Below are 11081 nucleotides of genomic sequence, written 5' to 3' on the forward strand. Positions count from 1 at the left end.
AATTTCATAAAAAAAATCCATCTCATTTGAACAGTGAGATGGATTTTTTTATTCTCTATCGAATTGAGCCAGCTTTTTATCGACCCAAATGGTGGCAAAAGGGAAAAATGCTGAGATGAGTGCAAATACAAAATCCTCATCGTCCCATTTGAAAATTTTCCTCACATTTAGCATTAACAATAAATAGAGGGTGAAAAATAAACCGTGGATATTACCGATCACGATGATGTAGATGGTCGGTAGTAACTCGTCGCGATACATCCGTATAAGTACCATTGCCGAGAAAAGCAGAGCCCAAGAAATGGCTTCGGCCAAGCAAATTTTTCTAAACCACCGTATGATTTGTTCTTCGCTGTATTTGGATAAATATTTTTCTATAAAATTCATTTCAAGTTCTTATTTGTAAAACGATGACCCGTCCAAATAGTCGAATACTTCAGGTGGAAGCATGGGTCTTGTATTTTTTCCGGATTTGATCATTTCTCTAATTTCTGTTGCCGAAAGTTCAATTATCGGAGCTTTTATCGTGCTGATGTTGGGGTGGTTTTCGTAACCGTTTTCGGTGGAAATTTCTTCGGAAATTCTAGGATACACAATGATCTGATGGTTGTTGACCAAGAGGTCCGCGTTTTTCCATTTTTTCAAACCCTTCAGGTTGTCTTCGCCCATGATGAGGGCAAAGTTATGATTGGGATGTTTTTCGTGAAGATAGGTAAGGGTATCTATGGTGTAGCTGGGCTTCGGTAAGGAAAACTCGATGTCGGAAGCTCGCATTTTCGGGTAGTTTTTAATGGCGAGATTCACCATTTCCAAGCGGTTGTGGTCTTTCAAAAGCGACTTTTTATCCTTGAACGGATTTTGGGGCGATACCACAAACCACAATTCTTCCATGTTGGTATTTTCCAAAATATAATTGGCTAAGATAAGATGACCAATATGAATGGGATTAAATGAACCGAAAAACAAACCGATTTTTTTCATTTATAGAACTGATTTAGTGGAAGTTTACATCTTTTAGATTCAGGTAATAGGTGACATTTCCTTTCCAATGATTTTCTTCAACGGTAAACGCAATATCGAAGGTTTTTGTTTTGAAATCTTCAAAATATTGACCTAACTTAAATCCAACACATTCTATATTCCTGTTGGTTTCAGGATTTGGAATGTAAAATTTTAGATGGCTGTCGTCTTTGCCCATTTTTTTAATGCTTCCTGTTACGGTTTGGTTTTTAAGCACCAAAATAGGCTTCATGTTGTGCGGACCAAATGGAGCTAACTTTCTATGAAAATTAAAAAAATCTTTGTTTAGAACTCCAATGTCAACGGCAGAATCTATGGTGACGGTAGGTGTTTTTTGATGTTCCAGAATTTTTTCTGAAACCACTTTTTCAAATTTTATTTTAAAATCTTCAAACTTGCTTTTCTCCATGGAAAGTCCTGCAGCTGCGGGATGTCCGCCAAATTTTAAGAAATATTCCGAACACATTTCCAAAGCTTCGTGCAAGTCAAAATCGGATACCGATCGTGCCGAGGCTACCATTTCTCCGTTGTTGCCATCGGTAAAGACCAATGTAGGTTTGTAGTAGGTTTCGGTAAGTCTAGAAGCGACAATGCCTATCACACCTTTGTTCCACTCGGGTTGGTACACCACGGTGGTGAATTTGTCGACTTGTTGGGTTTTTACAATCTGATTGAGAGCATCTTGTGTCGAGTTCATGTCCAATTCCCGTCTTTCGTCGTTCAGGTTCATGATGTTTTCTACAATTTGCGTGGCGTGTTTCAGATTGTCGGAAACCATAAGTTCTACCGCTGCTTTTCCGTGAGAAATTCTTCCTGCAGCATTTATTTTTGGGGCAATTTCGAAGACGATATTGGAGATTTCAAAAGTAGAAAGTTTCTCTTTTGGAATCAATAAACGAAGTCCCAATTTTGGAGTTTTACGCAGGATTTTCAGGCCCATTTTGGCAAAAGCACGGTTCTCACCCGTCATCGAAACGATGTCTGCAGCTATGGAGATGGCCAAAAGATCGGTGAGGTCAAAAAGTTCATTTTCCGGAATTTTATACAAGGTATTCAGACCTTGGCATAGTTTGAAGCCTACACCACAACCCGAAAGTTCCTTGAACGGATAGCGACAATCCACTCTTTTGGGATCCAAAACTGCGGCTGCTTTTGGGATTTCTTCTCCCGGAAGGTGGTGGTCACAAATGACGAAATCAATGCCAAGCTGATTGGCGTATTCTACTTTGTCAATGGCTTTTATCCCACAATCCAAGGCGATAATGAGGCTGTATCCGTTAGCTTTAGCAAAATCAATACCTTCGTTGGAGATGCCATAACCTTCGGCGTTTCTGTCCGGGATGTAGAAGTCCAAATATTTTTTTTCTACAATCTTGGAAAGATAGAGGTACATGAGAGCCACAGCTGTGGTCCCATCGACATCGTAATCGCCATAGACCAAGATTTTTTCTCCATTTTCAATGGCATTGGCAACTCTTTCTACGGCTTTTTGCATGTCGGCCATCAAGAAAGGATTGTGTATGTCTTCCAGTTTTGGTTTGAAAAATTCTCGGGCTTTTTGGTAGTTGTCGATATTCCTGAGCACTAGGATTTTAGATTCAAAAGTTCCAAAACCAAGTGACGAACTTAGTCTGTCAACGATTTCTTCGTCGGGCTCGGGTTTGTAGATCCATTTTAAACTCATAGCCAACAAATTTAATGAAAATTATTGGATTCATGGTGGTGTTTGGGAGAGATAAAGCGTTATTTTTGTTTTGTAAATTTGATTTTTTATGAAGAGAAATCTGGCTCAATTGTTTTTTTTGGGATTTCTAAGCAGCTCTTGTTCTTCGCTGGAAACTTCAATGAATATTCTTCCCAAGTATCCGGTTAATTCCGTGAGAAAAGGAATGGTGCTTCCTGAGGTGGAAAGAGAATTTCAGCAACTCAATTCGACTTATACCCAAAACACAAAAGAATTGGTGGAGGTGATGATGAATTCTGGTCCGAACGATGAAAAGGTAGCGATTTCCATTGAGAATGCTTCTCCTTGCAATATGGTGGTTGCTGTTTCGGGTAACGGTCAATTAAAGAAAATCCCTGTTGGTGTTAGTCAAACTCGAGGTTTGGTGGTAAGGAAAGGGCAGTACCGATTGTCCACAAAAGTGTGTTCATCTCTTTATGATGAGGTGAAATTGGTCAACGAAACTCTTATTTTAAAACTTGACGAATAAAAAACCACCTCGCTTAGGAGGTGGTTGAATGTTTATTTTTAATTTGGATTAAGAATACATTTGAGCTTGTAATTCTTTTACTTTTTTGTCATCCAAATATTCATCGTAAGTCATTTCTCTATCGATAGCACCTTTTGGGGTAAGCTCGATAACACGGTTGCACACGGTTTGTAGCATTTCGTGGTCATGAGAAGACAATAAGATGTTTCCTTTGAAGTTGGACAAAGAGTTGTTCAGTGTAGTGATGCTTTCTAGGTCCAAGTGGTTGGTGGGTTCGTCCAACAATAAAATGTTGGCTTTTTGCAACATCATTCTAGAGAACATGCAACGCATTTTTTCGCCTCCAGAAAGTACGGTGCAGGATTTTAGAGCTTCGTCTCCGGAGAATAACATTCTACCCAAGAAACCTCTAATGAACTCTTCGTGTCTTTCTTCGTCGTTTTTGGTAAATTGTCTCAACCAGTCCACCAGGTTTTGGTTTTCTTGGAAAAACTCGGTGTTGTCCAATGGCATATACGATTGGTTTGTGGTAACTCCCCAATTGAATTCGCCTTTGTCTGCTTTAGAATTTTCGGATAAAATTTGGAAAAATTCAGAAATGGCCAATGAGTTTTTAGAGATGATGGCTACTTTGTCTCCTTTTTTCAATTTAATATCCAAATTGCTGAAGAGCAATTCCCCATCTTTTGTTTTTTCCAAACCTTTTACTTCTAAGATTTGATCTCCTGCTTCTCTTTCGGTTTCGAAAATGATGGCAGGGTACCTTCTTGATGTAGGTTTGATGTCGTCGATATTTAATTTATCCAACATTTTTTTTCTGGCAGTTGCTTGTTTTGCCTTTGCAACATTGGAAGAAAATCTAGCGATAAAGTCTTGTAATTCTTTTTTCTTTTCTTCAGCTTTTTTGTTAGCTTGGGCTCTTTGTCTGGTTGCCAATTGAGAAGCTTGGTACCAGAAAGAGTAGTTACCTGTGTATAAATTAAGTTTAGAATAATCCAAATCTCCAATGTGTGTACAAACGGTATCCAAGAAGTGACGGTCGTGGGAAACCACGATAACTGTGTTTTCGTAAGTGGAAAGGAAATCTTCCAACCAAGCAATGGTATCAATGTCCAAGTCGTTGGTAGGTTCGTCCAAGATCAATACATCGGGATTTCCAAATAGAGCTTGTGCTAGTAGGACTTTTACCTTGTCTTTATTTTCTAATTCACCCATCATTTGCCAGTGCATTTCGTCTTTGATGCCTACATTAGAAAGCATGGTTTGTGCATCGGATTCTGCATTCCAGCCGCCCATTTCATCGTAAATTACACCCAGTTCGCCTGCTTTTATACCGTCTTCGTCAGAGAAGTCTTCTTTAGCATACAAAGCATCCATTTCTTCTTTGATGTCGAAAAGCTTTTTGTTTCCTCGAAGTACGGTTTCTAATACGGTGAATTGGTCGTATGCAAAGTGATCCTGCTCCAAAACCGACATTCTTTTACCAGGTTCTAAGGAAACATTTCCAGTCGTTGGATCTTGTTTTCCTGTTAAAATCTTAAGAAAAGTAGATTTTCCTGCACCATTTGCGCCAATAATTCCATAGCAATTACCTTTGGTGAAAAGAATGTTCACCTCGTCAAATAGCACTCTCTTGCCAAATTGCAATGATAAGTTAGATACTGTTAACATATTGTTTTGTAAATTTGCTGCAAAAGTACGAAAACTAATTTTAGAAACCGATTGCTGTAGTCTTATATATTAATTGGGTTTTAAGATGTTAAATTACTTTAAGATAAAAATTCACTTTTTTAACATATTTTTGGACGATGAAAATAGAGAAATCCATCAACATCCTAAATAAAAGAGCGCGATTCGAATATGAAATTTTAGAAGAAATTGAAGCCGGAATGGTGCTGACCGGTACCGAAATAAAATCGCTGAGATCTTCTAAAGCCTCGATTACAGAAAGCTTTTGTCAGTTTATTGATGATGAGTTGTACATCATTAATATGATGATTGATGAATATAAATTGGGTACTTTTTATAACCATAAAACAAAAAGGGAACGAAAGTTGCTACTGCACAAGCGGGAACTTCAAAAATTCCAAAAAAAGTTAAAAGATGCAGGGAATACCATTGTTCCTTTAAAGTTGTATATCAATGATAAAGGCAAGGCGAAAATACGAATAGCATTGGCAAGAGGAAAAAAACTTTTTGATAAACGCGAGGCAATTAAAGATAGAGAGAATAAAAGAAATCTTAACAGACTGATGAAGAACAGTTAAAAAAATCTTAATAAAACTTTGCGCATAAAGAAAAATTATATTTATTTTGCATTAATAATTATCTAATCATTTAATTCTATGAAAAATCTAAAATTAGGAATTTCAGCATTGGCACTTACAATTGCCTCTTCTGTTTTCGCTCAAACGACCAATAATCCTTGGTTAATCGGGGTTGGTGCGCACGGAGTGAATCATGTAGCTGTAAAAGGTAACGATTTTGGAGGAACTTTGACTAACTTCAAGCAAGTGTTCCACATGAACAATTATACCATTACACCTCCATTGTCAAAATTAACTGTTGCTAGAAACTTGAACAAATATTTAGTTCTAGACTGGCAAACGACAGTAGGAAATGTAGACAACAAGAGATTCGGTATGGGCAAAGAGTTCATGTTGAATACAGGTCTTGGTTTGCAATTTAAAATCAACGGATTCTGGAATGAAGAATCTTGGTTTGATCCGTATTTGAGAGTAGGTGCAGGGTACCTAAGACACGATTATACTGGTCTTACTTTCCCAAGAACAGACATCAATGGAGAATACTATTCTTCTGCTAATGGAGAAGGTGATTTAGTTGGAAAAGCCAACTTCTTTACTGCAACAGGTGGTATTGGATCTAACTTCTGGTTGACTAAAAACTTTGGTCTTAATCTACAAGGAGATTATGTGTCCACTCCAGGAGACAAGTCTGATGTTGCTAATTTCTGGCAAGCTTCTGCATCTTTAATGTTCAGATTCGGACAAAGAGATAGAGACCACGATGGTATCCTAGATAAAGACGATGAGTGTCCAGATACTCCAGGTCTTAAAGAATTCAAAGGTTGTCCTGATACCGACGGTGACGGAATCCGTGACCTAGACGATAAATGTCCTGAAGTTGCAGGTCCAGTAGAAAACCAAGGTTGTCCTTGGCCAGATACTGACAATGACGGAATCTTGGATAAAGACGATGCTTGTCCTGAAGTTGCAGGTCCAGTAGAAAACCAAGGTTGTCCTTGGCCAGATACTGACAATGACGGAATCTTGGATAAAGACGATGCTTGTCCTACTGTACCAGGTCTTCCTGAATACAACGGTTGTCCAAAACCTAAAACAGTAACTGCTACTGAAACAACTGAAGCTCTTAAGAATATTTTCTTCAACTTCAACAAAGCGACTCTTAGACCAGAATCTGAAGTTAAATTGGATGCTGCTGCTAAAATCCTTAAAACTGATGGTGGTAACTACCTAATCACAGGTGCTACCGACAAAAAAGGAAGCGATGTGTACAACTTGAGATTGTCTAGAGAAAGAGCTGCTGCTGTTGTTGCAGGTCTAGAAGCTAGAGGTGTTAATGCTGCTAACCTTAAATCTGTAGGTGTTGGTGAGCAATTGGCTACTGTTTCTGAAAAAGCTTCTGATGCTGAAAGAATGGTTGACAGAAAAGTAATCGTTACAGCAATCGAAGATCAAGCGAAATGGGATGCACTTCCTAAGCACGATGTTGAAGCTAAAAAAGCTCCAGCTAAAAAAGCTCCAGCTAAAAAAGCAACTAAAAAGAAAAAATAATAAATTTTTCTAAATAATTAACGCTCTCAGCAATGAGAGCGTTTTTTTATTTTCCTAAAATGATTATTTTTGCATACAAAATTTTAAACTATGGGTCGCGCATTTGAATATAGAAAAGCTTCCAAAATGGCCAGATGGGACAAAATGGCCAAAACATTTTCAAAAATAGGAAAAGATATCGCCTTGGCCGTTAAGGCCGGTGGTCCAGATCCAGAATCCAATCCCGCTCTTAGACGATGCATACAAAATGCCAAAGGGGCAAACATGCCAAAAGATAATGTGGAAAGAGCCATCAAAAAAGCCTCAGGTGCCGATGCGGAAAATTATGAAGAAATTACCTACGAAGGATACGGGCAAGGTGGTGTGGCATTTTTTGTGGAATGTACAACCAACAACCCAACAAGAACCGTGGCCAATGTAAGAGCTGTATTCAATAAATTTGACGGTAATCTTGGAAAAAACGGAGAGTTGGCTTTCATCTTTGACCGAAAAGGAATTTTTACTCTGGATCGTACGCTGGTAACTATGCCTTGGGACGATTTTGAAATGGAAATGATCGACGGAGGAGCTGAGGAAATAGATAGCGATGATGAAGAAATCATGATTACCACAGCTTTTGAAGATTTCGGAACATTGTCCCACAAACTTCATGAAATGGGATTAGAAGCCAAGTCTGCTGAATTGCAAAGAATTCCGAACAATACAAAAGAAGTGAACTTGGATCAGTTCAAAGCCAATATGAAAATGTTGGAACGCTTTGAAGACGATGACGATGTACAAAATGTATATCACAACATGGAAATTACCGATGAGTTAATGGAGTCATTCACATAAAAAAAAGAACCATGAGTAAAAAAATCTCGTGGTTTTTATAGTTAATCACTATTGTCCGATAAAAAATTATGAGGGTTTTTCTTTTGAAATTGCCCTCATTTGTTTATGGTAGCTTTGCAGTGACAAAACCTGATCGCTACTATGAAAAAAAAATGCATATTTTTTGGTATATCGGTTTTGGGAAAGCAAATTTCTATTATTGATGATTACATCATCCTTGCAAATAAGTTGAGAAAAGAAAATAGAGTAAAGATAAAATTCAAACTATCAATCGTCTAATTCCTTATAACTTATTGTTAAATATTTGTTGGTACTTATTAAAAAAAACTATATTCTTCTTGCTTTTTGTCTTCTACTTTCCCATGTCAAAGCACAAAGCAACGCAACTATTCAGCAAACAGAAAATATACCGAATTGGTCTAATTTGTTATACAATTTAGACACCTCCAAATAATTTCCGGGTTTTTAATTGATAAAGTAACCACTTTTGCTAACATTATCAACTACAATACAACAGAAATAAATATTTCTAATCGTTCGCATTTTAACCAAGCGTTAAGCGAATTGTACAGAGCTTCCGACCAAACAAGGTTTGTAAGTTTATCAGAATTAAAAAATAGAACAGAAGCTACCACCCATACTATAAACAATTACTACTCAATATAAACCCCATTTACAAAAATTGTACATTTGAAATATTAATTTTATAACCAATAGATATGAAAACAATAATTTACATCCTCTCTTTAATAACGCTAATGAGTTGTAGCAGAGATAGTGAAAACACAAAAAACCCAACATTTACTTTGCCCCCCGAAACTCAAGTGGGAGCAAATACATTTGGCGTAACCATTAATGGCAAAGTCTACATACCCAGAGACCCAACTGGTGTTAGCGTAGGACCAACAGCAAAGGGTATGATTTTTTGGGGAACTTCTGATAACTCTTGGAATGAAATTGAAGTTGTTGATGGAGCTAGTTCTGTGGGTTTTAAAATGATTATTCATTTGCAAAATTTTTATAATTTGGGAATTGGAGAATATATTTTAAAACAAAGTAATTTTCAAAATGGAATAGATAGTACTCCAAATAACCATATTTATTTTAAAATTTGGGATAGTAACATTAGTAACTATGCGTATTATGGATCGATTGAAAATCAAGGAAAAATTAACAATACTCGTCATTCTAACGGAATAATTTCAGGAAATTTTTCAGGGAAATTTGTTAGATATGATAATCCAAATGAGTCTATAACGATTACAGATGGAAGGTTTGATATAAATACTGTTACCTTATCAAATCATCCATTTCCATAAAAAATACAAATACTCTTTTTACAAAACTTTATACTAATTTCACAAATATGAAAAAACTTTTTATTCTTCTTGCTTTTTATCTTCAGCTATCGCATGTAGTCGCACAAGGCAACGCAACTATCCAGCAAACAGAAAATATTCCTAATTGGCCTAATTTGTTATCCAATTTAGACACTTCTCAAATAACTTCCGGGGTTTTAATAGATAAAGTAACCACTTTTGCTAACATTATCAACTACAATACAACAGAAATAAATATTTCTAATAGTTCGCATTTTAACCAAGCGTTAAGCGAATTGTACAGAGCTTCCGACCAAACAAGGTTTGTAAGTTTATCAGAATTAAAAAATAGAACTACATCAACCACTGCTAATAATTCGGTTGATATAGGCATTATTAATACTACATTCCATAAACTCAATTTTAACGAAGAAAATCCTTCTGCCGGAGGGATAACTTACAATGAAACCACCTCAAAATATGTTGCCGTTTCGGGAAGAGCTTATGACTACAATAATGCAAAAGACACCAATTTTCTTACTATCTTTAAACGACCTAAATACAATATATTATGAAAACAGTAATTTACATCCTATCGTTTATAACTCTTATGAGTTGTAGCAGAGATAGTGAAAATACAAAAAATCCTACGATTACATTGCCAGCCGAAACACAAGTGGGTGCTAATACTTTTGGCGTAACAATTAATGGTAAAGTCTATATACCCAGAGACCCAACCGGTGTTAGCGTAGGACCAACTGCAAAGGGAGTAATATTTTGGAGGTCACCTGATCTTCAACATACCTATGATGAGCTTGAAATTAAAGACGGTGCGAGTTCCACAGGATTTAAAATGATAATTCATTTGCAAAATTTATTTCAAATAGGTCAAGGAGAATATATTTTAAAACAAAGTAATTTTCATAATGGAATAGATAGCATTCCTTTTAATCATATTTATTTTAAAATTTGGGACAGTAATATTAGTAATTATGCGTATTATGGCTCTATTGAAAATCTTGGCTCAATAAATGTAACAAGATATGATTTTGCTAATAGAATTTTTTCTGGAAATTTTTCAGGGAAATTTGTTAGATATGACAATCCCAACGATTATATTATTATAACCGATGGGAGGTTTGATATTAATTGGAATACTATACAAAACCACCCATTTCCATAAACATCCAAATTATGAAAAAAATAATCTCTTTTTGTCTTATTTGGCTGCTCATTTTTACTTCTTGTGTTACTACAAAAGTGAATTCCAGCAATAAAAATAACTATTCCGTTCTGAAAGAAAACAAAACATACATAATCAAAACTAAAAGCAAAGGTAATATCAGACAGTTTATATTTAAGAATTCTACTGGCAACAGCATAATTGGAGTGTATCAAAACAAAGAACTACAGATTAGCAAAGATGATATTTTAAAAATCAATAAACTCAGTTTAGGAAAAACAATCCCGGTTGTTTTTGTAGGCTTATTAATTGGTGGTTTTTCAATTTATATGACAAACAGTCCTGTTTTTTTTAATACAAACTAACAAAAATAAATGAGATAACGATAATTACCTCTCAAATTAAAAAGTAACCTAACAAATTAAAAATCATGAAAAAAATCTATATTCTTCTTGCTTTTTGTTTTCTACTTTCCCATGTCAAAGCACAAGGCAATCCAACAATACAGCAAACAGAAAATATTCCTAATTGGTCAAATATGCTATCCGATTTAGACACCTCTCAAATAACGAGGTCACTGAAAAACCATCTTCATTTTGAATAAGATTTAATTTCAGACAAGAATTAAGAGCTTATTACACGACTTTAAAATCGGTAATAAGCTCTTTACATTTTTTGGAGTTCTAAATTTAATGGG

General features: G+C 35.9%; 12 protein-coding genes. 8 read left to right on the forward strand and 4 right to left on the reverse strand.

Going from position 1 to position 11081, the window contains the following annotated elements; genetic code table 11:
- Positions 1-48: 48 nt before the first annotated feature.
- Genes EIY84_RS05745 through recJ form a run of 3 tightly spaced genes read right to left on the reverse strand, consistent with a single transcriptional unit; the run spans position 49 to position 2704 of the window.
- The gene (locus EIY84_RS05745; RefSeq protein WP_124641101.1) at positions 49-387 is read right to left on the reverse strand and encodes a DUF3817 domain-containing protein; all 339 of its coding nucleotides are present in this window, start codon (positions 385-387) and stop codon (positions 49-51) included.
- 9 nt (positions 388-396) lie between these two features.
- The gene (gene nadD, locus EIY84_RS05750) at positions 397-981 is read right to left on the reverse strand and encodes a nicotinate (nicotinamide) nucleotide adenylyltransferase (RefSeq protein WP_124641103.1); all 585 of its coding nucleotides are present in this window, start codon (positions 979-981) and stop codon (positions 397-399) included.
- 13 nt (positions 982-994) lie between these two features.
- The gene (gene recJ, locus EIY84_RS05755) at positions 995-2704 is read right to left on the reverse strand and encodes a single-stranded-DNA-specific exonuclease RecJ (RefSeq protein ID WP_124641105.1); all 1710 of its coding nucleotides are present in this window, start codon (positions 2702-2704) and stop codon (positions 995-997) included.
- 88 nt (positions 2705-2792) lie between these two features.
- Here recJ and EIY84_RS05760 point away from each other — a divergent pair, with 88 nt between their 5' ends.
- The gene (locus tag EIY84_RS05760; protein WP_124641107.1) at positions 2793-3233 is read left to right on the forward strand and encodes a DUF6759 domain-containing protein; all 441 of its coding nucleotides are present in this window, start codon (positions 2793-2795) and stop codon (positions 3231-3233) included.
- Between the two features lie 48 nt (positions 3234-3281).
- On the opposite strand, the gene EIY84_RS05765 is transcribed toward EIY84_RS05760, so the two are convergent.
- The gene (locus EIY84_RS05765; protein WP_124641109.1) at positions 3282-4904 is read right to left on the reverse strand and encodes an ABC-F family ATP-binding cassette domain-containing protein; all 1623 of its coding nucleotides are present in this window, start codon (positions 4902-4904) and stop codon (positions 3282-3284) included.
- 137 nt (positions 4905-5041) lie between these two features.
- On the opposite strand from EIY84_RS05765, the gene smpB reads away from it, so the two are divergent.
- The 7 genes from smpB to EIY84_RS05800 all read left to right on the forward strand — a co-directional run bounded on the left by smpB (position 5042) and on the right by EIY84_RS05800 (position 10749).
- The gene (smpB, locus tag EIY84_RS05770; RefSeq protein ID WP_124641111.1) at positions 5042-5500 is read left to right on the forward strand and encodes an SsrA-binding protein SmpB; all 459 of its coding nucleotides are present in this window, start codon (positions 5042-5044) and stop codon (positions 5498-5500) included.
- 78 nt (positions 5501-5578) lie between these two features.
- On the forward strand, positions 5579-7048 hold the full coding sequence (locus tag EIY84_RS05775; RefSeq protein ID WP_124641113.1) for an OmpA family protein: 1470 nt from the start codon (positions 5579-5581) through the stop codon (positions 7046-7048).
- Between the two features lie 90 nt (positions 7049-7138).
- A complete protein-coding gene (locus EIY84_RS05780) occupies positions 7139-7882 on the forward strand; it encodes a YebC/PmpR family DNA-binding transcriptional regulator (RefSeq protein ID WP_124641115.1) in 744 nt (247 codons plus the stop codon).
- A gap of 719 nt (positions 7883-8601) precedes the next feature.
- The gene (locus EIY84_RS05785; RefSeq protein WP_124641117.1) at positions 8602-9201 is read left to right on the forward strand and encodes a hypothetical protein; all 600 of its coding nucleotides are present in this window, start codon (positions 8602-8604) and stop codon (positions 9199-9201) included.
- A gap of 47 nt (positions 9202-9248) precedes the next feature.
- The gene (locus EIY84_RS05790) at positions 9249-9776 is read left to right on the forward strand and encodes a hypothetical protein (RefSeq protein ID WP_124641119.1); all 528 of its coding nucleotides are present in this window, start codon (positions 9249-9251) and stop codon (positions 9774-9776) included.
- Positions 9773-10384, forward strand: coding sequence for a DUF5025 domain-containing protein (locus EIY84_RS05795; RefSeq protein WP_124641121.1), 612 nt, complete (start codon positions 9773-9775; stop codon positions 10382-10384). The genes EIY84_RS05790 and EIY84_RS05795 overlap by 4 nt, the downstream gene beginning before the upstream one ends.
- An 11-nt stretch (positions 10385-10395) precedes the next feature.
- Complete coding sequence (locus EIY84_RS05800) at positions 10396-10749, forward strand: hypothetical protein (RefSeq protein WP_124641123.1); 354 nt, start codon at positions 10396-10398, stop codon at positions 10747-10749.
- Positions 10750-11081 lie beyond the last annotated feature (332 nt).

Origin of the sequence: Amniculibacterium aquaticum, from assembly GCF_003852705.1 — a bacterium.
GTDB lineage: Bacteria > Bacteroidota > Bacteroidia > Flavobacteriales > Weeksellaceae > Amniculibacterium > Amniculibacterium aquaticum.